This is a genomic window from Halovulum dunhuangense, from assembly GCF_013093415.1.
GTDB classification, from domain to species: Bacteria; Pseudomonadota; Alphaproteobacteria; order Rhodobacterales; family Rhodobacteraceae; genus Halovulum; species Halovulum dunhuangense.
Genome location: NZ_JABFBC010000001.1, coordinates 929,218 through 955,206, shown reverse-complemented (window position 1 = coordinate 955,206; position 25,989 = coordinate 929,218). Strand labels below are relative to the sequence as shown.

Sequence of the window (25,989 nt, the reverse complement as noted above, 5' to 3'; positions counted from 1 at the left end):
CAGATCCTCCCTTGCGCCCGCTTCAAAACATCCGGCTATCATTCGAATGTGACCGTTTGACGAAGGATTGCCTTTGTCCGCCCGATATATATGTGTGACGCAGCCCAAACCGAAGCGGCACCTCATGATACGCTACAACCTCACCTGCGCCGAGGGGCATGAGTTCGAAAGCTGGTTCTCCTCCAGCGGCGATTACGACCGGCTGGAAAAGTCCGGCGTGCTGGCCTGCGCCGTCTGCGGCAGCCCGCGCGTGACCAAGGCGCTGATGGCCCCCCGCGTCACCACCTCGGAGGATGCGGCCGCCCGCCCCCTCAGCGCCCCCGCCAGCCCCGCCGAACAGGCCCTGCGCGCCCTGCGCGAAAAGCTCGAGCGCGAGGCCGAGGATGTCGGCCGCGACTTCGCCCGCGAGGCCCGCGCCATCCATGCCGGCGACGCCCCCGAACGCCCCATCTACGGCGAGGCCCGCGCCGAGGAGGCCCGCGCCCTTCTCGAGGACGGCATCCCCGTGGCCCCACTGCCCTGGCGCAGCCGCCGCTCGGACTGATCCGCCCCCCGACCGCTTGAACATCGCCGCCGCTTGCAGCGCCCCTGCGCGCCGCGTATGAAGCGGGCGCTGTTTTTGCATTGCGGAGCGCGACATGCCCCGGCTGGTAATGAAATTCGGCGGCACCTCCGTCGCCGATCTTGCGCGGATCGAAGCCGCCGCAGAGCGCGTCAAGCGCGAGGTCGAACGCGGCTATGACGTGGCCGTCGTGGTCTCGGCCATGTCCGGCAAGACCAACGAACTGGTCGGCTGGGTCCGCCAGACCTCCGCGCTCTACGATGCGCGCGAATACGACGCCGTCGTGTCCTCGGGCGAGAACGTGACCGCGGGCCTGATGGCGCTCAGGCTTCAGGCCATGGGCATCGACGCGCGCTCCTGGCAGGGCTGGCAGGTGCCGGTGCGCACCACCTCCGCCCACGGCGCCGCCCGGATCGAGGCGATCGAGACCGCGGCCCTCGACGCCAGGTTCGCCGACGGTGTCAAGGTCGCCGTGATCGCCGGCTTCCAGGGCCTCAGCCCCGAGAACCGAATCACCACGCTGGGCCGCGGCGGGTCGGACACGACCGCCGTCGCCTTCGCCGCCGCGCTGAACGCGGAACGCTGCGACATCTACACCGACGTGGACGGGGTCTACACCACCGACCCGCGGATCGAGTCGAAGGCGCGCAAGCTCGACAAGATCGCCTACGAGGAAATGCTCGAACTGGCCTCGCTGGGCGCCAAGGTGCTCCAGACCCGCTCGGTCGAGCTTGCGATGCGCTACAAGGTCAGGCTGCAGGTCCTGTCGAGCTTCGAGGACAAGCCCGGCACGCTGGTCTGCGATGAGGAGGAAATCATGGAAAGCAAAGTGGTGTCCGGTGTCGCCTTCCAGCGCGACGAGGCAAAGCTCACCCTGGTCTCGGTCGCCGACCGTCCGGGCATCGCCGCCGCCATCTTCGGCCCGCTGGCCGAGGCCGGCGTGAACGTCGACATGATCGTGCAGAACATCTCCGAAGAGGGTCGCACCGACATGACCTTCTCCTGCCCGGTGGACGACGTGCTGCGCGCCCAGACCGCGCTGGAGGCGGCCCGCGACAGCGGCGCCTTCGAATACCAGGAACTGGTGGTCGATACCGGCGTGGCCAAGGTCTCCATCGTCGGCATCGGCATGCGCAGCCATGCCGGCGTCGCGCAGAAGATGTTCCGCGCGCTGGCCGACGAGGGCGTGAACATCAAGGTCATCACCACGTCCGAGATCAAGGTCTCCGTCCTGATCGACCGCAAATATCTGGAGCTTGCCGTCCAGGCGCTGCATGATGCGTTCGAACTGGAAAAAGCGACCTGACGGGAGAGTTGATGCCCTATTCCCAGGCGGTCGAAAGCCGCGTCCTGCTCAAGCGCCTGCGCGACACCCTGGCCGAGGCGGGCGCGGGGCAGGAACGGCTCGACCGCATCACGCAGCTCGTCTCCTCCTCCCTCGCGGCCGAGGTGTGCTCGATCTACCTGCGCCTGCCCGACGACACGCTGGAGCTTTGCGCCACCACCGGCCTGAACCCCGTCGCCGTGCACCAGACCCGGATGCGCGTGCGCGAGGGCCTTGTCGGCCGCATCGCCGACACCGCGGAACCGGTCAACACCGACAACGCCCCCCAGACCCGCGGCTTCCAGTATTTCCCCGAGACCGGCGAAGAGATCTTCGCCTCCTTCCTCGGCGTGCCGATCCAGCGCCTGGGCGAGGTGCTGGGCGTGCTTGTCATCCAGAACCAGAACCCCCGCGTCTACACCGAGGACGAGGTCCACGGCCTCGAGGTGGTGGCCATGGTCATCGCCGAGATGGCCGAGCTTGGCGCCTTTACCGGCACCTCGCCCACCGACCCGCCCGCGCCCCATCGCGGCCCCTTCCACACCCGCGGCCTGATCGGCCAGGAAGGCGTGGCCGAGGGGACCGTGCTGCTGCACGATCCGCAGGTGGTCATCGCGAACCCGGTCGCCGACGACCCCACCGCCGAACACGCCCGCCTGTCCGACGCCCTCGAACGCCTCCGCTCCGAGGTGGACGAGATGCTGGCCGCCGACAACCTCATGTCCGACGGCGAACACCGCGAGGTGCTGAACGCCTGGCGCATGTTCGCCCATGACAAGGGCTGGGTCCGCCGGATGGAGGCCAGCATCGACGCCGGCCTCGCCGCCGAGGTCGCGGTCGAGCGCGAACAGTCAGAGACCCGCACCCGCATGGCCCGCGTGGCCGACCCCTACCTGCGCGAACGGCTGCACGATCTGGACGACCTGTCGAACCGCCTGCTGCGGCTTCTGGCCGGGCGCGACGGCATCTCGCAGGACGACATGCCGCCCGACGCGATCCTTGTCGCGCGCAACATCGGCCCGGGCGAATTGCTCGACTATGGCCGCCGCCTGAAGGGCGTGGTGCTGGAAGAAGGCTCCGTCGGCTCCCATGCCGCCATCGTCGCCCGCGCGCTGGCCATCCCGCTGGTGATCCAGGCAGAGCGCATCACCCGCGAGGCGATGAACGGCGACCGCATCCTCGTCGATGGCGACCAGGGCGTGGTCCATCTCCGCCCCGAGGAAAACGTGGCCGAAGCCTTCCGCGCCAAGGTCGAGATGCTGGCCGCCGCCCAGGAAGCCTATGCCGGCCTGCGCGACATGCCCGCGGAAACCCGCGACGGCACCCGCATCAGCCTGTGCATGAACGCCGGCCTCATGGCCGACCTGCCCAGCCTCAAGCCCTCCGGCGCCGAGGGCGTGGGCCTCTACCGCACGGAACTCGCCTTTCTCGTGCGCCGCACCGTCCCGCGCCGGGGCGAGCTTGTGGCGCTCTACCGCCGGATCATCGACGCGGCCGGCGACCTGCCCGTGACCTTCCGCACCCTCGACATCGGCTCGGACAAGGTGCTGCCCTACATGAAGCGCCCGGAGGAACCGAACCCCGCGCTTGGCTGGCGCGCGATCCGCGTCGGCCTCGACCGGCCCGGCGTCATGCGGATGCAGGTGCAGGCGATCCTGCGCGCGACCGAAAGCCGCCCGCTCAGGATCATGTTCCCCTTCGTCGCCCAGTTCGACGAATTCCGCGCCGCGCGCGAGATCGTGCTGGCCGAGGTGGAGCGCGAAAAGCGCCTCGGCCGCCGCACCCCGTCGGAGGTGAAGATCGGCGCCATGCTGGAAACCCCCAGCCTCGCCTTCGCGCCCGATCACTTCTTCAAGCTGACCGACTTCATCTCGATCGGCGGCAACGACCTCAAGATGTTCTTCTTCGCCGCCGACCGCGAGAACGAGATGGTCCGCCGCCGCTACGACACGCTCAACGTCAGCTTCCTCAGCTTCCTCGAACAGATCGTCCGCCGCTGCGAGGCGAACGGCACCCCCGTCAGCTTCTGCGGCGAGGATGCCGGCCGCCCGGTCGAGGCGCTGGCCTTCGCCGCGATGGGGCTGCGCAACCTCTCGATGCGCCCCTCCTCCATCGGCCCGGTGAAGCGCCTGATCCGCGCCGTGGACCTGGGCCAGGCCCGCGCCGTCATCGACGAGGCGCGCGGCTCGGGCGTCATGTCGGTGCGCGAGGCGCTGTCAGGCTGGCTCAAGGACACCGGCGCCCCCGGCTTCTGAGCCTGCCCGGCACCCGACGGGTGCCATACACTTGCCATACACTTTCCAGACGTTTTCCAGACGCCGTTTCAGGCCTCCGTCCAGCGCCGCACTCGGCCCCGCAGACCGGCCAGCGCACCCGGCGCCAGCTCCCGTCCCAGCACCCGGTCGGGGTTGGTGGGCGGTGGAAACTCCACCTCCACCTTCTCGAAACCGAAGCGGCGGTAATAGGGGTAATCGCCCACCAGCAGCACCCGCTCCCAGCCGGTTTCCGTTGCACGATCAAGGCTGTAGCCGATCAGCAGCGCGCCCAGCCCCTCGCCCTGCCGGGTCGGGTGGACGGCCACGGGCCCCAAGAGCAGCGCAGGCACCCCCGCCTCGCCGACCCGCACCGGCCAGTAGCGGATCGCCCCCACCAGCGCGTCATATTCGTCCCGCGCCACGCAGGACAGCCCCGCGACCGGCGCGACCCCGTCCCTCAGCCGATACGACGACAGCGCCGTCCGCCCCGGCGCGAAGGCCAGATCGTAAAGCATTTCAACTTCGTAGCTGTCGTCGGGTGTCTCGGGGGTGATGCGGAACATGGGCGGCCTTCGTTGCGGCGGAAAGGGTCGAGCCGGGGGCCTGCCTTGCGCCCCCTTTCGTTCACCCGCGTCGCCTGCAACCGGCCATGTCGTTTCCCGTCCCTGTCTCGACTTCGCGTTAGCACGACACTAGCTAGGGGGAAAGAACCAATAGCGAAAGGCGCAGGCATGTTCTATCGCCCCGGCATCGACCCCCACGGGCTGCCGCACAACCCCTTCAAGGCGATGGTCACGCCCCGCCCGATCGGCTGGATCTCCAGCCAGGACGCCGGGGGCCGCGTGAACCTCGCGCCCTACAGCTTCTTCAACGCGCTGTCGGACGACCCGCCGATGGTGATGTTCTCGAATACCGGCACCAAGCCCGACCAGCCCTTCGCCAAGGACAGCGTCGCCAATATCCGCGCAACCGGCGAATTCGTGTGCAATATCGTGGGCCTGGCCATGAAGGACGCAATGAACGCGACCTCGGGCAGCTACCCCGCGGATGTGGACGAGTTCGATTTGGCGGGGCTGGAAAAGGAGCCAAGCCAGCTTGTGGCACCCCCCCGCGTCCGGGGCGTTCCCGGCGCGCTGGAATGCCGGCTGTGGAAGATCGTCGAGCTGCCGGGCAAGGCCAACGTCATGGTCATCGGCGAGGTGGTGGGCATCCATATCGACGAGGCGATGCTCCGCGACGGCATCTTCGACGTGCTGCGCTTCAACCCGCTCGCGCGCCTCGGCTACCGCGACTACGCCACCGTGACCGAGGTCTTCTCGCTGAACCGTCCGGGCCAGAGCTGAGGCGCGGATTTACCCTTCCTTCACGGGGGCAGGGTAATCTGCGGCGCATCGCAACGCCCCCTTCGCAAGGCGCCAGTCTCACACCCGGCGCACCGTTCCGGGCGGAAAACGCGGGCAACACCGGTTTTCACCGCGGCGTTCGCCACATTGGTTAACAGCACGTTAACCTTATCTGCCTGTCGCGAACCCGGTTTACCGCCCGCACCGGCGGCCCTAGCATCGCCCCCGCACGAACCACGGAGCGGTGCATGGAACAGGTGATCGGGGTCATCGGCGGCAGCGGGGTCTATGACCTTTCCGGGCTGGAAGGGGCGGAATGGCTCACCGTTGAAACCCCCTGGGGCGAACCGTCGGACCAGCTGCTCACCGGCCGGCTCGACGGGCTGCGCCTGGTCTTCCTGCCCCGCCACGGCCGCGGGCATGTCCACAGCCCCGCGACCGTCAACTACCGCGCCAACATCGACGCGCTGAAACGCCTGGGCGTGACCGACGTGATCGCCGTCTCGGCCTGCGGCTCGTTCCGCGAGGACATGGCGCCGGGCGATTTCGTGTTCGTGGACCAGTTCATCGACCGCACCACGGGCCGCGCCTCCAGCTTCTTCGGCACCGGCTGCGTGGCCCATGTCTCGCTCGCGCACCCGACCTGCGCCCGGCTTTCCGCGGCCTGCGCCACGGCGGCCGAGGCGGCGGGCGTCCGGGTCCATCGCGGCGGCACCTATCTCGCGATGGAGGGGCCGCAATTCTCGACGCTGGCCGAAAGCCGCCTCTACCGCGAGGTCTGGGGCTGCGACGTGATCGGCATGACCAACATGCCCGAGGCGAAACTCGCCCGCGAGGCAGAGCTGTGCTACGCGCCGGTCGCCATGGTCACCGATTACGACTGCTGGCACCCCGGACACGCCGCCGTGCAGGTGACCGACATCCTGCGCGTTCTCGGCGCCAATGCCGACGCCGCCCGGCGCATGCTGCGCGGCCTGCCCGCAAGGCTTGGCCAGCGCCCCGACCCCTGCCCCGAGGGCTGCGACCGGGCGCTGGAAACCGCGCTCATCACCGCGCCCGACCGGCGCGACGCGGGCCTTCTCGCGCGGCTCGACGCGGTGGCGGGGCGGGTGCTGCGCTGACCCGCTGGACGCCCCCCGGCCGGGGCGCTAGGGTCCGGCCGTCCTGAACGGAGCCAAGCCATGCCGACCCCCCGCGACGTGAAATCCTTCATCCGCACCATTCCCGACTTCCCCCAGCCGGGGATCATGTTCCGCGACGTGACCACCCTGTTCCAGGACGCGCGCGGCTTCCGCATGGCGATCGACCAGCTGCTTCACCCCTATGCCGGCATCCGCATCGACAAGGTGGCCGGGCTCGAGGCGCGGGGCTTCATCCTGGGCGGCGCGGTGGCGCACCAGCTGTCGGTGGGTTTCGTGCCGATCCGCAAGAAGGGCAAGCTGCCGGCCCGCACCATCGAGCAGGCCTATGCCCTGGAATACGGCGAGGCGGTGATGGAGGTACATGACGACGCGATCCAGCCCGGCGACCGGGTGCTGCTGGTTGACGACCTGCTGGCCACGGGCGGCACCGCCGAGGCCGGGGTGCGCCTGATCGAGCAGCTTGGCGGCGAGGTCGCGTCCACCGCCTTCATCATCGAACTGCCCGAACTCGGCGGGCGCAAGCGGCTCGAAGCGCTGGGGCTGGACGTTCACGCGCTCTGCGCCTTCGAGGGGCACTGAGCCCGCGTGACGATAACCATTCGTTAACCGATTAACGCTAGCAAGAGCATGTCCGGAGCAACGCCGGATGTTGCTTGCATCCTCCGGGGCGTCCTGCCCCTCAACGCCCCCCGCCTTCCACCGGGGGGCGTTTCACTTTTCCGCCTCAGGCATCGAGAACGGCGCCGGGGTTCATGATCCCAAGGGGATCCAGCGCCGCCTTGATCGCCCGCATCGCGGCCAGCTTCGCCGGATCACCGTAGCGCACCAGGTCCGCGGTCTTCAGCCGGCCGATCCCGTGTTCCGCGCTGACCGACCCGCCCAACGCGTGCGCAAGATCGTGCACGCATTCGGTCAGCGCCTTGCGGCTGTTGTCAAATGCGGCACGGTCGCCACCCTTGGGCGGGAACAGGTTGTAGTGCAGGTTGCCGTCGCCCAGATGGCCGAAGCAGTTGATCCTGAGGCTCGGGTCCATCGCGTGCAGCGCCGCATCGCCCCGGCGGATGAACTCGGGCACCAGCGAGACCGGCACCGAAATGTCATGCGAGGCGATGGCCCCGATCAGGCGGTTCGCCTCGGGGATACGTTCGCGGATGTCCCAGAAGCTGGCCGCCTGCTGCCCGGTCTGCGCGATCAGCGCATCCTGGATCAGCGCGTCCTCCAGCGCCTCGGCCAGCGCGTCCTGAAGCCGGGCCGCGACCATCGCGCCCTGGCCTGCGCCCGCCTCGATCAGCACCGACCATTCGGGCGGCTCGGCAAAGGGCTGGCGCGTCTCGGGCATCGTCTCGGCCAGGAAATCCAGCCCCTGCCGGTGCATCAGCTCGAAGGCGCTCAGCGTCTCGCCCAGCCGCGCGCGCATCAGCGCCAGAAGCCTCAGCGCGGCGTCGGGGTCTTCGGTGGCGACCAGCGCCGTCGCCGTCTCGACGGGTCGGGGGAACAGCCGCAGGCTGGCGGCGGTGATGATCCCCAGCGTTCCTTCCGAGCCGATCAGCAGGTTGCGCAGGTCGTAGCCGGTATTGTCCTTGCGCAGCCGCTTCAGGCCGTCGAACACCGACCCGTCGGGCAGCACCGCCTCGATCCCGAGGCAGAGTTCCCGCGCATTGCCATAGCGCAGCACCTGCACGCCGCCGGCATTGGTGGCCAGAAGCCCGCCGATCCGCGCCGACCCCTCCGAGGCAAGCGACAGCGGGAACAGCCGGTCCGCCGCCTGCGCCGCGTCCTGCGCGTCCTTCAGGATAACGCCCGCCTCGGCGATCATCACGTTGTCATCGGGATCGACCAGCCGCACCTTGTCCATGCGTTCGAGCGAGACCAGAAGCGTCGGCGCCCCCAGCCCCACCTGCCCCGCGACCAGCCCGGTGCCGCCGCCATAGGGAACGATGCCGATGCGGTGCCGGGCGGCGTAGCGGACGACCTCTGCCACCTCGGCGGTGTTCACCGGGCGCACCAGCGCCTGGGAGGTTCCGGTATAGCGGCCCCGCGGCTCTGTCAGATAGGCGTCGGGCACCGGGGTCACGCGGCCCTCTGGCAATGTTTCGGACAGCGCCCGGATCAGGTCGGGCGTTGCGGCGGCAAGCGTCATGATGTGGTCGTGTCCCTAGTTCCGCGCCTCGAAATAGGCTGGCGTCAGCACCCGGATCGTAGGGCTGCGCGGCAGGTCGCGCAAGGAGAGGGTGGTGGAATTCCCCTCGACCAGCTCGATCTCGAATTCGTCGGACATCTCGGCCAGGAACCGCTCCAGCGTGGACCGCCCGAACCAGTGCATCGGCAGCACCACCGACGACCGCAACCGGCTGACGATGCGCGACATGGTGCCGATATCGACGGTCATGCCGCCATCCACCGCGGCCATCACCACGTCGAGCCGGCCGATCGCGGCATACTGCGCCTCGGACGGCTCGTGGTGCAGGTGGCCCAGATGGCCGATGCAGAGCCCCGCCACCTCGAAGATGAAGATGGAGTTGCCGTCGGGCACCACTCCGGAAAAGCCCGAGCGGATGTCGGTGGTCACGTTGCGGATCAGGATCTCGTCTTCCAGGGTCAGCCGATGCGCGGCCGGGCCGTTCTCGTCGCCCCAGCCGCGCAGGACGTGCGGGATCCGGGGGTCCGGGGTCGGGGTCCAGTGCGTGGAATGGGCGTTGTTCATGGTCACCACGTCGGGAACCACGTCCACGCCGACGAAGCCGTTGAAATCGGTGGCGATGCCGATGCCCTCGGGCGTCTCGATCAGGAACATCGAGTGATCGACATAGCTGATCCGCACCTGCTCGCGACTGAGATCGGCGCCGAAGCTGGCGAAGCGGATGTCGGAAAATTCGTTCTCGACCAGCGCGATGCAATGGCTTTGCAGATCCTGCGCGGCGGCAAGGCCCGGGATCAGGGACAGGGTGAGGAAAAGGCGCTTGAACATGGCGGATCTCCGGCGGGATGGACCCTTCATCACCTAGTGCGATCCGGTTCCGGTCCAGCCTTGCGGGCTTGACGTCGCATCGATCCGCGACACTGTGGTCGCGATGACAGACAGGACGACACGCCATAACCGCCGCATCCACGCGACAAGCCTGGGCCTGACCAAGCTGGCCGACGGGCTGATCGACCCCAAGCTGGTGCTGGCCTGGCTGATGACCGCGCTGGGGGCACCGGCCGCGATGATCGGCCTGCTGGTCCCGATCCGCGAGGCGGGCGCGCTGCTGCCGCAGCTGTTCATCTCGGGCCGGATCCGGGCGACAGAGGCCGCGCGCCATGTCTGGGCGATGGGCAGCGCGGTGCAGGGGCTGGCGGCAGGGGGCATCGCGCTGGCGGTGCTGCTGCTTCAGGGGCCGGTGGCGGGTGGCGCCATCCTTGCCTGCCTTGCGGTGCTGGCGCTGGCGCGCAGCGTATGTTCGGCCAGCTACAAGCATGTTCTGGGCAAGACGGTGCCGAAATCCGAGCGCGGGCAGACGACCGGGCTGGCGGGGTCGCTTTCGGCCGTGGGCATCCTGGGCTTTGCCGCGATCCTTGCCTTCGGTCCCGGCCCCAGCCTGCCCCTGATCGCGGGCGCGGTGGCGCTGGCGGCGGGGCTCTGGCTGCTGGCGGCGGCGAATTTCACCCGGCTGGACGAACCCGCCAAGGCGCAGGCAGAGGATACCGAGCCGCTGGCCGCCATGCGCGAGAACCTGGGCCTGCTGAAGACAGAGCCGCAATTGCGTGCCTTCATCCTGACGCGGGGGCTCTTGATAGCGACAGCCCTTGCGCCGCCCTTCGTGGTGACGCTGTCGGCGGCCTCGCTTGATCGGCTGGGCTGGATGGTGGCCGCCTCGGCCCTGGCGGCCCTTGTCAGCGCCTGGGTCTGGGGCTGGCTGTCCGACCGCTCGTCGCGCAAGGTGCTGGCGCTGGCGGGGCTGCTGGCGGCGCTGACGCTTGCAGGCGTCGCGCTGGCCGGGCGGGACGCGCCGGGGGCGGTTTCGGCGGCGCTTCTGTTCCTGTTGATGATCGCCCATCAGGGCGTGCGGCTGGGCCGCTCCACCCATCTGACGGACATGGCGGATGCGGGCAGCCGCGCGGGCTTTACCGCGGTGTCGAACACGGTGATCGGCGTGCTGCTGCTTCTGGGCGGGCTTTACGGCGCGGTGGCCGGGCTGTTCGGCACGGTCGCGGTCATCTGGATCTTTGCCGCGCAATCTCTTCTGGGGGCACGCGCCGCCCTTCGCCTGCGGGAAGTCCAGCGCCAGTAGTGCCATCCACCCGGCCACGCCGGTCCGAACGGATGTTGGCGTAAAGCACATGGGTCCGCCAGCGCCCGGCGATCTGCAGGTAGCTTTGCGCGACGCCCTCGTACTTGAAGCCGGATTTTTCCAGCAGCGCCCGCGAGGGCGCGTTCTCGGGCAGGGTCGCCGCCTCGATCCGGCTCAGCCCCATCTCGCGGAACGCGTGGTGGACCACTGCCTCCAGCGCCTCGCGCATGTAGCCCTGCCGGGCATGGGGCTGGCCGATCCAGTAGCCGACCGTGCCCGACTGCGCCGGTCCCTTGCGGATGTTGTCGAGGGTGATGCCCCCCAGCAGCGCGCCGTCCTGCCGGCGGGTCAGGAGCAGGGCCAGCGCGCGCTCCTGCTCGAAGGCGCGGGCGGCCCAGTGGACGCGGTTGCGAAAGGCGCGCGGCGATGTCTGGTCGCCCGATCGCTCGGGCTCCCAGGGCAGCAGGAACGCCTCGGACTGCCGCCGCAGGGTGACCCAGGGCGCGTGGTCGGCCATCTCGGGCAGGCGCAACACCAGCCTTTCGGTGTTGATCAGGACCCGGGGACGGCGGCGCAGGAACACGCTTCGCGGCCCCCGTCAGGCGGCCAGCCGGGCGCGGATCGACTCGTGATCCGGCGCCCTGGACACGGGACCGTAAAGCGCCAGCGCCGGGGCGGCCGTCTCGCACAGCCGCGCGCCGAAGCTGGCCACGTCGTCGCGGGTCACGGCGTCGATCCGTTCCACCGCCTCGGACACGTCGGGCACCCGGTCCCAGATCGCCAGCATCCGCGCCAGCCGCTCGCAGCGGCCCGACGGCCCTTCGAGCCCCATCAGAAGCCCCGCCTTCATCTGGGCGCGCGCGCGCTCCAGCTCGGCATCGGTCAGGCTGTCGGGCAGGCGCTTCAGCTCGTCCGTCACCACATGGCTCAGGTCGCGGATGCTGCTGCCGGCGGTGCCGGCATAGATCATCAGCGCGCCGCTGTCGGCATAGGCGGCGGTCTGCGCGAAGATGGTATAGCAAAGCCCGCGCTTCTCCCGCGCCTCCTGGAACAGGCGCGAGGACATGCCGCCGCCCAGGATGGCGGCGTGCAGCTGCGCGCTGTAGATCTCGTCCGCGCGATAGGAGGGGCTTTCCAGCGACAGGGCGAAATGCGCCTGTTCAAGCTTCTTCACCTTGCGCCGCTCGCCACCCGAATAGCGGGCAAGTTCCACCACCTGGCCCGGGCGCGCTGGGATGTCGCCGAATATCTGCTCGGCCTGGGCCACGATGGCGTCGTGATCCACCTGCCCGGCGGCGGCCAGGATCAGCTGGCCCGGGCCGTAATGGTTGGCCACGAACCGGGTCAGATCCTCGCGCGTGAAACGCGACACAAGCTCGGGCGGGCCTAGGATGGGCCGGCCCATGGACTGGCCGGGAAAGGACACCTCCTGCAACCAGTCGAAGATGATGTCGTCGGGCGTATCCAGCGCCTGGCCGATTTCCTGCAGGATCACGCCGCGCTCTGTCTCGATCTCCTTCTGATCGAAGGCCGGGTTCAGCACGATGTCGGATATCACGTCCAGCGCAAGCGGCACATCGGCCCCCAGCACGCGGGCGTAATAGGCCGTCGTCTCGCGGCTGGTATAGGCGTTGATGTAGCCGCCCACATCCTCGATCGCCTCGGCGATCTGAAGCGCGCTGCGGCGCGCGGTGCCCTTGAAGGCCATGTGCTCAAGGAAATGGGCGATCCCGTTCTCGGCCTCGGTCTCGTGGCGGCAGCCGGCATTGACCCAGATGCCGATGGCGGCGCTCTGGAGGCCGGGCATCGTCTCGGTGACGATCCTCAAGCCGTTGGGCAGGCGGTGGGTTCTTACGGTCATCTGCGGTTCCCTGACACGAAGTTCTCGATCGCCGCAAGATCGTTCGGCAGGCGCGTCAGCCGCTCGGGCCGATCGAACAGATCGGCCATGCGCTGAGGCAACGCGGGGCGGATCCCCGTCGCGGCCTCTACCGCGTCCGGGAACTTGGCCGGATGCGCGGTCGCGAGCGTGATCATCGGCGCGGCGCTGGCGGGCTGTTCTTCCGCCACCTTCACGCCGACCGCCGAATGCGGGCACAGAAGCTCTGCCGAACGGCTCAGCGTCGCGCGGATGGCATCTGCCGTCTCCTCCTCCGAGGCGCGGCCCGAGGCGAAGCCCTCGCGCAACTGCGCGAGCGCCGCCGGGCTCAGCTCGAAGCCGCCCGCCTGGCCCAGGGCCGCCATCAGCCGGGCGATCTCCTGCGCGTCCCGATCATACAGGTCGAACAGCAGACGCTCGAAATTCGAGCTGACCTGGATATCCATCGAGGGCGAGATCGAGGGGACGACCCCTTCCTTCACATGCGCGCCGCTTTGCAGCGTCCGGTGCAGGATATCGTTCTGGTTGGTCGCGATTGCAAGCCGCTCCACCGGCAGACCCATGCGCCGGGCGACGTAGCCCGCGAAGATGTCGCCGAAATTGCCGGTGGGCACGGTGAAGCGGACAGGGCGGTGCGGCGCGCCAAGCGCCACGGCCGAGGTGAAGAAATAGACGACCTGCGCCAGCACCCGCGCCCAGTTGATCGAGTTGACGCCGGCAAGCCCCATCTCGTCGCGGAACGCGTGGTGGTTGAACATGTCCTTCAGCCGCGCCTGGCAATCGTCGAAATCGCCGTCGATGGCCAGCGCGTGGACGTTGGCGTCCGGCACCGTGGTCATCTGCCGGCGCTGGACGTCCGACACGCGGCCATGCGGATACATGATGAACACGTCCACCGCCTCGAGCCCGCGGAACGCCTCGATCGCGGCCGACCCGGTATCGCCCGAGGTGGCGCCCACGATGGTCACGCGCCGCCCCGAGCGGCCCAGCGACACCTGGAACATCTGCCCGATCAGCTGCATCGCCACGTCCTTGAACGCCAGCGTCGGGCCGTGGAACAGCTCCAGCAGGAAGTGGTTCGCATCGAGCTGCACCAGCGGGCAACGCGCAGCATGGCCAAAGCCCGCATAGGCGCGGTCGATGATCCCGCGGAACTCGGTGTCGGTGAAGGCGTCGCCGACGAAGGGGCGCATCACGCGGAACGCCACCTCCTCGTAGGGCAGGCCCGCGAAGGCGGCGATCTCCTCCCGGCCAAGCGTGGGCCAGGTTTCGGGAACGTAGAGCCCGCCGTCGCGCGCAAGGCCCGACAGCATCGCTTCTTCGAAGCCGAGCACGGGCGCCTGCCCGCGCGTGGAGATGTAGCGCATGTTCTGCCCCTCAGACGGTATTGCGGCGTATGCGATACAGCAGATAGCCGGTCATCGCCAGCCATGCCACCGCCAGAAGCGACCAGGTGACGGCATACTGGAAATGATTGTTGGGCAGATCGACGCTTACGGGCTGCGGCCGGGGCCAGCCCTGGCCGCTGCGCTGGACGATCAGCACCGGCTCTGTCCCCAGCGCCGCGGCCATGGCGGGCACGTCGCGGGCGAACCAGATGTTGCGTTCCAGGTTGGGGTCGGGGGTGAAGCTGTCGGTCTCGTTCGGCCACGCAAGGTTGCCTGTCACCGCAAGGGTCGCGGGCGGGCGCGGATCGTCCTTCGCCGCCTCGGGCACGAAGCCGCGGTCGAGCAGCACGCGCCTTCCCTCCGCCGTCTCCAGCGCGGCGATGACGCGGTAGCCGGGCCCCTCGGGCCGGACGGACGTGAGGACGTGCAACTCCGCCGCGCCCGTGGTCCCCTCGACGGTGACGGGAAGGTAGAGATCCCGCGCGGGATCGGGACTTTCCGGCAGCGGCACCGGCGCGTCGCCGATCCGCGCCTCGATCGCCGCGATCAACCCTTCCTTCCATTCCAGCCGCTGGAACTGCCAGACGGCCAGCGTGACCAGGATGGCTGCGCCCCCGAGGCCGAAGACCAGGGGCAGGATCATGCGTTTCATCTGCGCCTCCCGGAAAATGCGAAGGCCGCGCACATGACGCGCGCGGCCCGGTTCTCGTGCTGCCCGCGCGGGGCAGTGGGGGCGGGTTACGCGCCCCAGATGTAGATCGAGAAGAACAGGAACAGCCAGACCACGTCCACGAAGTGCCAGTACCAGGCGGCGGCCTCGAAGCCGAGATGCTTCTCGGGGGTGAAATGGCCCTTCATTGCCCGCCCGAGGCACACGGCCAGGAAGATCGTGCCGATGATGACATGGAAGCCATGGAAGCCCGTCGCCATGAAGAAGTTCGCGCCGTAGATGTTGCCCGCGAAGCCAAAGGCGGCGTGGGTGTACTCGTAGGCCTGGAAGGCGGTGAAGATCGCACCCAGCGCGATGGCGAGGCTCAGGCCCCAGACCAGCCCCTTGCGGTCGTTGTCATGGGCGATGGCGTGGTGGGCCCAGGTCGCGGCACAGCCCGAGCACAGCAGGATCAGCGTGTTGATCAGCGGCAGATGCCAGGGATCGAACGTCTCGATTCCGGGCGGCGGCCAGGTGTTGTCGATCGCCGCCATCGGGTAGAGCGCGTGCTTGAAGAACGACCAGAACCAGGCGGCGAAGAACATCACCTCGGAGATGATGAACATGATCATGCCCATGCGCAGGCCGATGCGCACCACCGGGGTGTGGTCGCCGGCAAGGCTTTCGGACACCACGTCGGACCACCATGCGTACATGGTGTAGAGCACCACCGCGAGGCCGATCAGGAACAGCCAGGGGTTGGAATGGTCCCGCATCCAGAACACGCCGCCCAGCAGCATGACGAAGGCCCCCACCGCACCGACGAATGGCCAGATGCTGGGTGGCAGGATGTGGTAGTCGTGGTTCTTTTCGTGCGCCATGGCTTATGCGTCCCTCGTCTCTCTCGTCGGGGTCAGTTCACTGTTTCCCGCGGCTCGGTGCCGAGCTGCGAGATTTCCTCTTCGGGAAGTTCGGTCTCGTAGAAGGTATAGGACAGGGTGATCGTGTGGACGAATTTCGCCTCGCGGTCGTTCACGATCTCCGGGTCGACATAGTAGGTCACGGGCATCTGCACCCGCTCGCCGGGTTGCAGCACCTGCATCTCGAAGCAGAAGCACTGGATCTTGCTGAAATAGCGCCCTGCCGAATAGGGGGTGACGTTGTAGCTGGCGGTGCCGGCGATGGGCCGGTCGGTCGGGTTGTAGGCCTCGTAGAAGGCAAGGCCGGTTTCGCCGATGCGGACCTCCACCTCGCGCTGCGCGGGACGGAACTCCCACGGCATGTCACGGTCGAGCGAGGCGTCGAACCGGATGCGGATGGTCTGGTCCAGCACGCGATCGGAATCGGCCGAGGCGGTGTTGGTCGCCCCGCCATAGCCGGTCACGCGGCAGAACCAGTCGTAAAGCGGCACCGCGGCGAAGGACATCGCCCCCATGAAGGCGACGACACCGACCAGCGTGGCGACGGTTTTCGTCTGACGGTCCATCAGTTCGTCTCCAGGGTTCCGGGGACGGTCTCGAAGGTGTGGTCGAAGCCGCGCAGCTCGATCCCGCTTTTCAGCTTCACGATGGTCACGGCGAAGATCATCCCCACCACCGCCGCAAGGCAAAGGCCGAGCGCAAGGTTGCGGCCCTTGCGGCGGGCATAGATCTCGTGGGTGTCGGGGGTGATCGCGGATTTCCGGGTCATCGTCACAGCACCACCGGCCAGGTTTCAAGGGTCAGGCCCACGCCCCGCAGCACGGCCTCGGCCAGAAGAAGGACGAAATGCAGGAACAGGTAGAGGATCGAGAAACCGAAGAACTTCTTCTCGACCGCGAACCGATCGGCGGCCGCCGCCGCATCGTCGCGCCGCCAGATGCGCCACGCGCCCCACAGGAACTGCGCGTTCAGCACGGCGGCCACCGCGAAATAGAGCGGCCCACCCACCTGGGTAAAGGCCGGCGCAAGGGCGGCTGGCACCAGGATCAGCGTGTAGAGCAGGATCTGGTTGCGGGTGACACGGGTGCCGGCCACGACGGGCAGCATCGGGACGGCGGCGTTGGTGTAGTCATCGTTGCGGAACAGCGCCAGCGCCCAGAAATGGGGCGGGGTCCACAGGAAGATCAGCGCGAACATCAGCACGCTTTCGATGCCGACGCCGCCCGTCGCGACCGCCCAGCCGATCATCGGCGGGAAGGCGCCCGCGGCGCCGCCGATCACGATGTTCTGCGGCGTCGCACGCTTCAGCCACATCGAATAGATCACGGCATAGAAGAAGATGGTGAAGGCCAGCAGCCCGGCCGCCACCGCATTGCCGAACAGGAACAGGAACATCACCGACAGGACCGACAGCGCAAGCCCGATGGCCAGCGCCTCGTCCGCGGTCACGCGGCCCGAAGGGATGGGCCGCTTCGCCGTGCGCCCCATGACCGCGTCGATATCCGCATCCCACCACATGTTCAGCGCGCCCGACGCGCCCGCACCGACCGCGATGCACAGGATGGTCGCGACCGCGATCACAGGGTGCACCGCGACGGGCGCCGCGATCAGGCCGACCGCCGCGGTGAAGATCACCAGCCGCATCACGCGCGGCTTGAGCAGTTCGACGTAATCGCCGAACTGCGCCTCGCGCGGGGGTGTGGTGGTTTCGCTCCAGCTCGCGTCGGTCATGGGTCTGCCGGTTCAGGGGTTCAGTTGGACGCGAGTTCGATGTCGGCGTACTCCTCGAGGAAGCCGACCATCTCGCCGCCCTGGGACTGCACCCACTCGGCATACTGCTCGTCGGTCACCACCTTGACGGTGATCGGCATGTAGGAGTGGTTGATGCCGCACAGCTCCGAGCACTGGCCGAAATAGGTGCCGACCTGCTCGGCCATGAACCATGTCTCGTTCAGGCGGCCCGGAATGCCGTCCATGTGCACGCCGAAGGCCGGGATCTTCCACGAGTGGATCACGTCCGACGCGGTCACCTGAAGGCGAACGACGCGGTTCACGGGCACCACCATCGCGGTGTCGGTCGCCAGCTTCCACTCGTCCTCGGAGTAGCCGAACTCGGCCAGCTCGGCGCGGACCTCGTCGTCCATCTCTGCCTTGCCCAGGCCAAGCATGTAGCTGTCGAAGCGGATGTCGTTGTCGGGGTATTCGTAGCTCCAGGCCCACTGGAAGCCGGTCGTCTTGATGGTGACATCGGCCTCGGGCACCTCGAGCTGCTTGAACAGGATCGGCAGCGAGAAGGAGCCGATCACGATCAGGATCAGGATGGGGACCAGGGTCCAGGTCACCTCGATCGCCGAGTTGTGCGTGAAACGGGCCGGGGTCGGGTTCGACTTGCGGTTGTAGCGCACGACCACGACGGCCAGCAGCGCGGTCACGAACAGCACGATCACGGTGATGATCACGAAGAGGAAGCTGTCGAGCCAGTGGATGTCACGCGCCAGCTCGGTCGCGGCAGGCTGGAACCCGATGCCGCCCGGAACGGGCTTGCCGATGGATTCGAGCCCCTCGATGTTTTCCTGAGCCCAGGTCATGGGCGCGCTGAGCGCGACACCCGCGAATGCACAGAGGCTGGCAAGCTTCGACAGATATTTCATGCTTCCGGTATCCTGGTTGTCCCTGCCGCATCTACGGCGTGGCAGGCGCCCTGCCCCGCTTGCGCGCAGCCGACCCCCGCCGTTTCTCTCTTGCGCTTGAAATTTGCACAAGCCGCGCCAGAGGACAAGATCGGGGGGGCGCCGCGGCAGCGCCATGTCGCCGCAGGCAGGCGCGCGTCCGCACTTGCATATCCCCCGCGCTCCGCCACCTTATGAGTATCCAATCGAGAGGCAGAGCACCCAGATGACCGCAAGATTCAGCCCCTTCGACACCGATCTCGACGAAACGACCGCCCTTGGCATCCTGCGCGAGGCCACCGCCGGCGCCGATGACGGCGAGCTGTTCCTCGAGCGCCGGCGCTCGGAAAGCCTGCTGTTCGACGATGGCCGGCTCAAGACCGCAAGCTACGACGCGGCCGAGGGATTCGGCCTGCGCGCCGTGAAGGGAGAGACCGCCGGCTACGGGCATTCGACCGAGTTGAGCGAGGCGGCGCTGAAGCGCGCGGCGGAAACCGCGCGGCTTGCGGTCGGCGATGGCGGCGGCAGCCTTGCGGATGCGCCGCAGGGAACCAACCGCAGGCTTTACGACGAGGTGGACCCGGTCAGCACCATCCCCTTCCCGGTCAAGGTCGAGACGCTGCGCGCGCTCGACGCGTTCGCCCGCGGGCTCGATCCCCTCGTGGTCCAGGTGTCGGCAAGTCTTGCCGCTTCGGTCCAGGAGGTGGAGATCCTGCGCCCCGACGGCGCGCGGCTGTCGGATTTCCGCCCCATGACCCGGATCAACGTCTCGGTCACGGTGGAAAAGGATGGCCGCCGCGAGAGCGGGTCCGCGGGCGGCGGCGGGCGCCACGGGCTCGATCCGCTGATCGAGCCGTCGCACTGGCAGGGGCTGGTGCGCGAGGCGCTGCGCATTGCCCGGGTGAACCTTTCGGCAGAGCCTGCCCCCGCGGGAGTGATGGACGTTGTGCTGGGCCCGGGCTGGCCCGGCATCCTGCTGCACGAGGCGGTTGGCCACGGGCTCGAGGGCGATTTCAACCGCAAGAAATCCTCGGCCTTCGCGGGGCTTCTGGGCCAGCGTGTCGCGGCCCACGGCGTGACGGTGCTGGATGACGGGACCATCCCGGATCGGCGCGGCTCGCTGACCTTCGACGACGAAGGCACGCCCAGCGCGAGGAACGTGCTGATCGAGGATGGCATCCTCACGGACTACATGCAGGACCGCCAGAACGCCCGGCTGATGGGGGTAGCCCCCACCGGCAACGGGCGCCGGCAGTCCTTTGCGCATGTCCCGATGCCGCGGATGACCAACACCTACATGCTGGGCGGCGATGCCGAGCCGGGCGCGATCCTGGCCGACCTGAAGGACGGCATCTATGCCGTTGGCTTCGGCGGCGGGCAGGTGGACATCACCAACGGCAAGTACGTCTTCAGCTGCACCGAGGCCTACCGGGTCAGGAACGGCAAGATCGGCGCGCCGATCAAGGGCGCGACCCTGATCGGCGACGGCGCCACCTCGCTTCAGCATATCCGGGCGATCGGCAACGACATGACGCTCGATCCGGGGATGGGGAATTGCGGCAAGAACGGGCAATGGGTTCCGGTGGGGGTCGGCCTGCCGACGATCCTGATCGGGGGGCTGACCGTCGGCGGTTCGGCCGCCTGACGTCTTGGCCTGGCCTGCCTGGAAGACGGACCCCGAGGCCGCGCGCAACCTGCCGCTAAGGGTGATCGCCGGCGCCGCGCTGACGGCGCTGGTGGCCCTTCCGGCGGCATGTTTCTTCCTGCGCTCGATCCTGATCGCGGTTTCGATCGACACGGAGGGCATGGCGCGGCCGGGCATGGCCCGCCAGGTGGCGAACCTGCTGGGAGCGATGATCCTGTCGCCCGCCATCGCCTGGGCCTATCTGCTGGCCGCGATCCCGGTCACGCGCTCGATGGCGCGGGGTGGGCGGCTCGGCTGGGCGGCGGTGTCGCTGGTGGCGCTGGTGCTTGGCTTTGCCGCCACATGGGCCGCCGCCGCGGTGGCCGGGCTCTGGGCCGGCGTGCCGGGCGCCAGCCTTCGCGCGGGGCTTGTCGGGGCGGCGGTGGCCCTGCCCTTCGGGCTGTTCTTCTGGCTGATGCTGCGGCTCTTGCGGCCCGACGCCTTCGATCCGCGGCGGCGGGTGGACAGCGTCTTCGAGTGAGGGATCCTTAACCCTCCCCTGCCAAGGCTGGGGCCATGAGGGATATTCCGGACACCGATACACCACCGCTGCCCGCGCCCCCCGACGACGAGGGCGGGCTTCTCGACTGGGTGCGGCTTGCGCGGTCCCCGCGCGTGGGCGCCACCACCTTTCGCAGGCTCCTGGCAGAGCATGGCACCGCCACGGCGGCGCTTGACGCGCTGCCCCGTGTCGCGGCGGATGCGGGGGTGCGCGGCTACGCCCCCTGCTCGCGCGACATCGCGGCGGCAGAACTCTCGCAGGGTCGGGCGGCGGCCGCGCGCCCGGTGCCGCTGGGGGCTCGGGACTACCCGGACCTGCTGGCGCGAATCGCCGATCCGCCCCCCTTCCTGTGGGTGCGCGGCAGGCTTGCCGAACCGACGCGCATGCGTGTCGGCATGGTGGGCGCGCGCAACGCCTCGGCACTGGGAATGCGCATGGCCGCCCACCTGGCGCGCGGGCTTGGCGCGCTGGGGCTGGTGACCGTCTCGGGGCTTGCGCGCGGCATCGACACCGCGGTGCACGAGGCAAGCGTCGATTCCGGGACGATCGCGGTCCTGGCCGGCGGCATCGACATCATCTACCCATCCGAGAACGCAGCACTCGCCGCGCGCATCACCGAGTCCGGCGCGCTGGTCACCGAGATGCCGCCCGGGCTTTCGCCGCAGGCGCGGCATTTCCCGCGCCGCAACCGCATCGTATCGGGGCTGTGCCCGGGCATTGTCGTGATCGAGGGGGCGGCCAAGTCGGGCAGCCTGATCACCGCGCGCACCGCGCTCGACCAGGGGCGCGAGGTGATGGCGGTGCCCGGTCACCCGTTCGATGCCCGCGCCGCCGGATGCCTGATGCTGCTGCGCGACGGGGCGACGCTGGTGCGGTCCGCCCGCGACGTGGCCGAGGCGCTGGGGGCCGCTGGCACGGAAGCCCCTGCCGCAGCGCCCGAAGACCGCGCAAGGGGTCCGAAGGGTACGCTTCCCGGCGGCATCGCGCCCGCACTGCTGAACCTGCTTGGCCCCGCGCCGATCAGCGAGGATGCGCTCATCCGCCAGATCGCCGCCCCGCCGGCAGAGATCCTCGCGGCGCTGGCGGAACTGGAACTGACGGGTGCCCTGACGCGCCATGCCGGCGGCCTCGTCTCGCGGCTGGACGCGGAATGAAGCGGCTGGCCTGCGCACGGGCCCGATGGTATCCATCTGGCGATGCAGGCAGGGCAGGATCAGAAGCAGGCATTCCCGCTGTGGCTGGCGATCTGCCAGGCGCTGGCGATCGTGCTTCTGCTGGTCGTGATCGTCTTCGGCGCCGACCGGTCCTACTGGTATGACGAGGTCTACACGCTGGGCTTCGCCGCCATTGGGCAGGATCTGGACTGGGCACTGCTGAAATCGGACGTGCACCCGCCGACCTATGCGCTGCTGATCCGGGGCATGGCGGGCCTGTTCGACATGGGCCCCTACGGCTACGACCTGCGGCTGGTGAACCTGCCCGCGCTGCTGGCCGCGATCTACGGCTTCTGGTTGCTGCGCCAGGTGTTCGACCCGGCCAGGCTGGCGCTGCTGACGGTCATGCTGGTGGTGAACTTCTACACCCTGATGCTTGGCCTCGACCTGCGCTCCTATGCGCTGCTGCTGGGCTTCGGCTGGCTGGCCCATGCCGCCTATCTGCTGGAACTTGGCGGTCAGCGGCCACGGCATGCGACGCTGATCCTTAGCTGCATCCTGCTGTGGTCGCTGCATTTCTTCGGCGCGGCGATCGGCCTGTCGCTGCTGGCGGCCAGCGCGCTGCACGGCTGGCGCATGGGCATGGCGCGCTGGGCCATCGCGCTGCGGCTGGGGCTCGCGGCGGTGCTGTTCGCACTGTTCTGCGGCTGGGTCTTTGTCGCCTCCGACGTGCTGGCATCCACGGGTGGCAAGGGCTGGATCCGCAACGGACTCGATCCGCTGCTGAACTTCGTGGGCTGGCAGGCGGTGGCGATGCTGGTCCTGTTGACCGCGCTTGTCCTGCGCCGCCGGATGGCACGGCAGGGGCGGGCCGCGCCGAAGCCCCCGCGCATCATCCTGTGGCTGTTCCTGCCCGGGGCGATGGTGCTGGTGGCGGCGGCCGTGATCTCTTTCCATACGCCGGTCATATCGTCGCGCAACCTGACGGTGCTGGTTCCGCCGGTGCTGTTGGCGATCGCTTTCCACGTTCCGGACCGGATGCTGACGCCGCACCTCGGCTTCAGCGCGCGGCCGCTGGTCGCAGGGCTGGCGGTCACGGCCATCGTCGCGGTCATCGGGCTCAGGAGCGCCGACAACGGCACGCGCAACGGGCAGATGGTCGAATGGGTCCTGCGCGAGGCAACGATCCCGGAATGCGACGGCGAACCGGTCTATGTCTTCATCCCGGACCAGCTGGACCGGGTCGCGCAGCGCGTCTATTTCGGGCGCGTGGTCCGCGAGCCGCTGAACTATCTCGATTACGATCCGGCCCTGATTTCCGCGTCCTGTCCCGTCATCGGCATGGGCTGGCACGAGAACGGAACCGTGGATGACGTGGTGGCGTTTCTCGCCCAGCGCGGGACGGAAACGGTGCCCGTCCTGCCCCCCGATCCGCGGCTTGCGGCAGCGCGACTTCTGATATCGGGCTATGTGGTGCGGCGGGCCGACTGATCCCGGCTCAGCTTGACACGGCCCCGAACGGGCCACATGTTCCGCGCCTTGTTGCAACAGCGGATTTCCGAACGGGAGTTTTCATGGCCGTCGTCGTAGTCGAGAGCCCAGCAAAGGCGAAGACGATCAACGCCTATCTTGGCAAGGATTTCAAGGTCCTCGCCTCCTACGGCCATGTCCGCGACCTGCCCGCCAGGGACGGTTCCGTCGATCCCGAACATGGATTCGACATGAAATGGGAGGTGGATCCGAAGTCCCAGGCCCATATCCGCGCAATCGCGGACGCCATGGCGGACGACGACACGCTGATCCTTGCCACCGACCCCGACCGCGAGGGTGAGGCGATTTCCTGGCACCTGCTGGAGGCGCTGACAAAGCGGCGCGCGGTGAAGAAATCCACCAACGTGCAGCGGGTCGTCTTCAATGCGATCACCCGGACCGCCGTGACCGAAGCGATGCAGAAGCCGCGCCAGATCGACATGGAACTGGTGGAGGCCTATCTCGCGCGTCGGGCGCTGGATTACCTGGTGGGGTTCAACCTGTCGCCGGTTCTGTGGCGCAAGCTGCCGGGTGCCAAGTCCGCCGGCCGCGTGCAGTCGGTTGCCCTGCGCCTGATCGTCGAGCGCGAGATGGAGATCGAGGCCTTCCGCGCCCGGGAATACTGGTCGGTGAAGGCGCTGCTCTCGACTCCGCGCGGGCAGGACTACGAGGGGCGGCTGACCGTGCTGGGCGGCCGCAAGCTCGACAAGTTCGACATCGCGACAGCCGAGGCGGCGGATCTGGCGGTCGCCGCGATCCGGGCGCGCGACCTGGTGGTGCAGAGCGTCGAGGCGAAGCCCGGCGCCCGCAACCCGTCGGCGCCCTTCATGACCTCGACCCTGCAACAGGAAGCCAGCCGCAAGTTCGGCATGGGCGCGCGGCAGACCATGTCGGCGGCGCAAAGGCTCTATGAAGCGGGCCACATCACCTACATGCGGACCGACGGCATCGACATGGCGCCCGAGGCGGTGATGGCGGCGCGCGATGCGATCAAGGACCGTTTCGGCGCGGAATACCTGCCCTCGAGCCCACGCATGTACAAGAACAAGGCCAAGAACGCGCAGGAAGCGCATGAGTGCATCCGCCCGACCGACATGACGCGGGGCCCCGAGAAGCTGGCCAAGCTGGAGCCGGATCAGCGCAAGCTCTACGACCTGATCTGGAAGCGCACCATCGCCAGCCAGATGGCCGCCGCACGGCTGGAGCGCACCACCGTGGACGTTGGAAGCGCCGACGGGCAGGTGATGCTGCGCGCGACCGGCCAGGTCGTGCTGTTCGACGGCTTCCTCAAGGTCTATGAAGAAGGGCGCGACGATGTGGCGGACGACGACGACAAGCGCCTGCCCCAGATCACCCAGGGCGAGCCGGCCCGGACGCGCGACGTGACGCCCGAACAGCACTTCACCCAGCCGCCGCCGCGCTACACCGAGGCGACGCTGGTCAAGCGCATGGAGGAACTCGGCATCGGCCGGCCCTCGACCTATGCCTCGATCGTTTCGGTGATCCAGGAGCGCGACTACGTCCGCAAGGAACAGAACCGCCTGGTCCCCGAAGACAAGGGCCGGCTGGTGACGGCCTTTCTGGAAAACTACTTCCGCAAGTATGTGGGCTACGACTTCACCGCCGATCTGGAGGAGGATCTGGACCGGATCACCTCGGGCGATGCGGACTGGCAGAAGGTGCTGAGCCGCTTCTGGACCGACTTCTCGGCCGCGATCGCCGAGACGCAGGAGCTGCGCATCACCGACGTGCTGGAGAAGATCAACGAGGTTCTGGCCCCGCACATCTTTCCCGCGACCGAGGACGGGTCCGACCCGCGCCAGTGCAAGGCCTGCGGCAAGGGCCGGCTCAGCCTGAAGACCGCGCGTTCGGGCGGCGCGTTCATCGGCTGCTCGAACTACCCCGAATGCCGCTACACCCGCCCCATGTCGGGCGAGGTCGAGGGCGGCGACCTTGCCGGCCCCGACGGCAAGCTGCTGGGCCATGACGACAACGGCACGCCAGTCACCCTGCGCACGGGTCGCTTCGGCCCCTATGTGCAGCTTGGCGAGGCGACCGAGGAAGAGCCGAAGCCCAAGCGCGCCTCGATCCCCAAGGGCGCGGACCTGTCCACCGTGGATCTGGCGCGCGCGCTTCAGCTTCTGTCGCTGCCGCGCTTCATCGGCGAGCATCCCGAGGGCGGCATCGTCGAGGCGAATATCGGCCGCTTCGGCCCCTATGTGATGCACGAGATCCCGGCCGACGACCCCAAGGAAAAGCCACGCAAGGTCTATGCCAACATCAAGGATGCCGAGGAGGTCTACACCATCGGCATGAACCGCGCGGTCGAGTTGCTGGCACAGAAGGCCGCCGGCGGACGCGGGCGGGGTAGTGCCGCCAAGCCGCTGAAGGAGTTGGGAACCCACCCGGATGGCGGGACCATCGCGGTGATGGAAGGGCGCTACGGGCCATACGTCAAATGGGACAAGGTGAACGCCACGCTGCCCAAGGGAACCGAGCCCGAGGACGTGACGCTCGAGATGGCGCTGGAACTGATCGCGGCGAAGAAACCGGCCGCGAAGACCAGGCGCACAACGAAGGCGACCACGACCAGGAAGGCTGCCCCGGCGAAATCCACGGCGAAAAAGACCGCGAAGAAAGCAGCCCCGCGCAAGGCAACCGCGAAGAAGGTATCGGGCGCGGAGTGACGGCGGCCCGGCCTGTCCCCACGGCGCCCT

24 protein-coding genes are annotated in these 25,989 nt (G+C 68.5%); 12 read left to right on the top strand and 12 right to left on the bottom strand.

The window, feature by feature from the left end; all coding sequences use genetic code 11:
* Nucleotides 1-124: 124 nt before the first annotated feature.
* The 3 genes from HMH01_RS04730 (at nt 125) to ptsP (ending at nt 4,141) form a co-directional block, all read left to right on the top strand.
* Nucleotides 125-544, top strand: a complete 420-nt coding sequence (locus HMH01_RS04730) for a DUF1178 family protein (RefSeq protein ID WP_171322965.1) — start codon at nt 125-127, stop codon at nt 542-544.
* A gap of 94 nt (nt 545-638) precedes the next feature.
* Nucleotides 639-1,868 (top strand): aspartate kinase, encoded by a 1,230-nt coding sequence (locus tag HMH01_RS04725; RefSeq protein WP_171322963.1) that lies wholly within the window; start codon nt 639-641, stop codon nt 1,866-1,868.
* Nucleotides 1,869-1,879: 11 nt separating this feature from the next.
* On the top strand, nt 1,880-4,141 hold the full coding sequence (ptsP, locus tag HMH01_RS04720) for a phosphoenolpyruvate--protein phosphotransferase (RefSeq protein ID WP_171322961.1): 2,262 nt from the start codon (nt 1,880-1,882) through the stop codon (nt 4,139-4,141).
* 68 nt (nt 4,142-4,209) lie between these two features.
* Here ptsP and HMH01_RS04715 read toward each other — a convergent pair whose 3' ends face one another.
* Complete coding sequence (locus HMH01_RS04715) at nt 4,210-4,704, bottom strand: GNAT family N-acetyltransferase (RefSeq protein ID WP_171322959.1); 495 nt, start codon at nt 4,702-4,704, stop codon at nt 4,210-4,212.
* Nucleotides 4,705-4,872: 168 nt separating this feature from the next.
* On the opposite strand from HMH01_RS04715, the gene HMH01_RS04710 reads away from it, so the two are divergent.
* The 3 genes from HMH01_RS04710 to HMH01_RS04700 all read left to right on the top strand — a co-directional run bounded on the left by HMH01_RS04710 (nt 4,873) and on the right by HMH01_RS04700 (nt 7,205).
* Nucleotides 4,873-5,484: a flavin reductase family protein gene (locus HMH01_RS04710; protein WP_171322957.1), complete on the top strand. Its 612-nt coding sequence runs from the start codon at nt 4,873-4,875 to the stop codon at nt 5,482-5,484.
* A gap of 248 nt (nt 5,485-5,732) precedes the next feature.
* Nucleotides 5,733-6,605, top strand: a complete 873-nt coding sequence (locus HMH01_RS04705) for an S-methyl-5'-thioadenosine phosphorylase (protein ID WP_171322955.1) — start codon at nt 5,733-5,735, stop codon at nt 6,603-6,605.
* Nucleotides 6,606-6,665: 60 nt separating this feature from the next.
* The gene (locus HMH01_RS04700) at nt 6,666-7,205 is read left to right on the top strand and encodes an adenine phosphoribosyltransferase (RefSeq protein ID WP_171322953.1); all 540 of its coding nucleotides are present in this window, start codon (nt 6,666-6,668) and stop codon (nt 7,203-7,205) included.
* 145 nt (nt 7,206-7,350) lie between these two features.
* On the opposite strand, the gene HMH01_RS04695 is transcribed toward HMH01_RS04700, so the two are convergent.
* Together HMH01_RS04695 and HMH01_RS04690 are read right to left on the bottom strand one after the other, a co-directional pair.
* A complete protein-coding gene (locus HMH01_RS04695; protein WP_171322952.1) occupies nt 7,351-8,766 on the bottom strand; it encodes an FAD-binding oxidoreductase in 1,416 nt (471 codons plus the stop codon).
* Nucleotides 8,767-8,781: 15 nt separating this feature from the next.
* Nucleotides 8,782-9,594, bottom strand: coding sequence for an MBL fold metallo-hydrolase (locus HMH01_RS04690; RefSeq protein WP_171322950.1), 813 nt, complete (start codon nt 9,592-9,594; stop codon nt 8,782-8,784).
* A 103-nt stretch (nt 9,595-9,697) separates the two neighbouring features.
* Here HMH01_RS04690 and HMH01_RS04685 point away from each other — a divergent pair, with 103 nt between their 5' ends.
* Entirely contained in the window at nt 9,698-10,897 is a 1,200-nt protein-coding gene (locus HMH01_RS04685) for an MFS transporter (RefSeq protein WP_171322948.1), read from the top strand.
* On the opposite strand, the gene HMH01_RS04680 is transcribed toward HMH01_RS04685, so the two are convergent.
* From HMH01_RS04680 to coxB, 9 genes are all read right to left on the bottom strand, one after another.
* Nucleotides 10,821-11,480, bottom strand: a complete 660-nt coding sequence (locus HMH01_RS04680; protein WP_171322946.1) for a GNAT family N-acetyltransferase — start codon at nt 11,478-11,480, stop codon at nt 10,821-10,823. The genes HMH01_RS04685 and HMH01_RS04680 overlap by 77 nt on opposite strands.
* 15 nt (nt 11,481-11,495) lie before the next feature.
* The gene (locus HMH01_RS04675; protein WP_171322944.1) at nt 11,496-12,758 is read right to left on the bottom strand and encodes a M16 family metallopeptidase; all 1,263 of its coding nucleotides are present in this window, start codon (nt 12,756-12,758) and stop codon (nt 11,496-11,498) included.
* Nucleotides 12,755-14,143: a threonine synthase gene (gene thrC / locus HMH01_RS04670; RefSeq protein WP_171322942.1), complete on the bottom strand. Its 1,389-nt coding sequence runs from the start codon at nt 14,141-14,143 to the stop codon at nt 12,755-12,757. Before thrC ends, HMH01_RS04675 begins: the two co-directional genes overlap by 4 nt.
* A 10-nt stretch (nt 14,144-14,153) precedes the next feature.
* Complete coding sequence (locus HMH01_RS04665; protein ID WP_171322940.1) at nt 14,154-14,816, bottom strand: SURF1 family protein; 663 nt, start codon at nt 14,814-14,816, stop codon at nt 14,154-14,156.
* A gap of 86 nt (nt 14,817-14,902) precedes the next feature.
* Nucleotides 14,903-15,694, bottom strand: a complete 792-nt coding sequence (locus HMH01_RS04660) for a cytochrome c oxidase subunit 3 (protein WP_171322938.1) — start codon at nt 15,692-15,694, stop codon at nt 14,903-14,905.
* 32 nt (nt 15,695-15,726) lie between these two features.
* Nucleotides 15,727-16,299, bottom strand: coding sequence for a cytochrome c oxidase assembly protein (locus HMH01_RS04655; protein ID WP_171322936.1), 573 nt, complete (start codon nt 16,297-16,299; stop codon nt 15,727-15,729).
* Entirely contained in the window at nt 16,299-16,502 is a 204-nt protein-coding gene (locus tag HMH01_RS04650; protein ID WP_171322934.1) for a hypothetical protein, read from the bottom strand. The genes HMH01_RS04655 and HMH01_RS04650 overlap by 1 nt, the downstream gene beginning before the upstream one ends.
* Before the next feature lie 2 nt (nt 16,503-16,504).
* Nucleotides 16,505-17,464, bottom strand: coding sequence for a heme o synthase (gene cyoE, locus HMH01_RS04645; RefSeq protein WP_171322932.1), 960 nt, complete (start codon nt 17,462-17,464; stop codon nt 16,505-16,507).
* A gap of 20 nt (nt 17,465-17,484) precedes the next feature.
* A complete protein-coding gene (gene coxB / locus HMH01_RS04640; RefSeq protein WP_171322930.1) occupies nt 17,485-18,384 on the bottom strand; it encodes a cytochrome c oxidase subunit II in 900 nt (299 codons plus the stop codon).
* 244 nt (nt 18,385-18,628) lie between these two features.
* Here coxB and tldD point away from each other — a divergent pair, with 244 nt between their 5' ends.
* From tldD to topA, 5 genes are all read left to right on the top strand, one after another.
* A complete protein-coding gene (gene tldD, locus HMH01_RS04635) occupies nt 18,629-20,047 on the top strand; it encodes a metalloprotease TldD (RefSeq protein WP_171322928.1) in 1,419 nt (472 codons plus the stop codon).
* A gap of 4 nt (nt 20,048-20,051) precedes the next feature.
* A complete protein-coding gene (locus HMH01_RS04630; RefSeq protein ID WP_171322925.1) occupies nt 20,052-20,567 on the top strand; it encodes a hypothetical protein in 516 nt (171 codons plus the stop codon).
* Nucleotides 20,568-20,602: 35 nt separating this feature from the next.
* Nucleotides 20,603-21,742 carry a DNA-processing protein DprA gene (gene dprA / locus HMH01_RS04625; protein WP_171322923.1) on the top strand — a complete coding sequence of 380 codons (1,140 nt, stop codon included), beginning with the start codon at nt 20,603-20,605 and terminating at the stop codon, nt 21,740-21,742.
* 42 nt (nt 21,743-21,784) lie between these two features.
* Nucleotides 21,785-23,233 (top strand): hypothetical protein, encoded by a 1,449-nt coding sequence (locus tag HMH01_RS04620; RefSeq protein ID WP_171322921.1) that lies wholly within the window; start codon nt 21,785-21,787, stop codon nt 23,231-23,233.
* A gap of 83 nt (nt 23,234-23,316) precedes the next feature.
* The gene (topA, locus tag HMH01_RS04615) at nt 23,317-25,959 is read left to right on the top strand and encodes a type I DNA topoisomerase (RefSeq protein WP_171322919.1); all 2,643 of its coding nucleotides are present in this window, start codon (nt 23,317-23,319) and stop codon (nt 25,957-25,959) included.
* Nucleotides 25,960-25,989 lie beyond the last annotated feature (30 nt).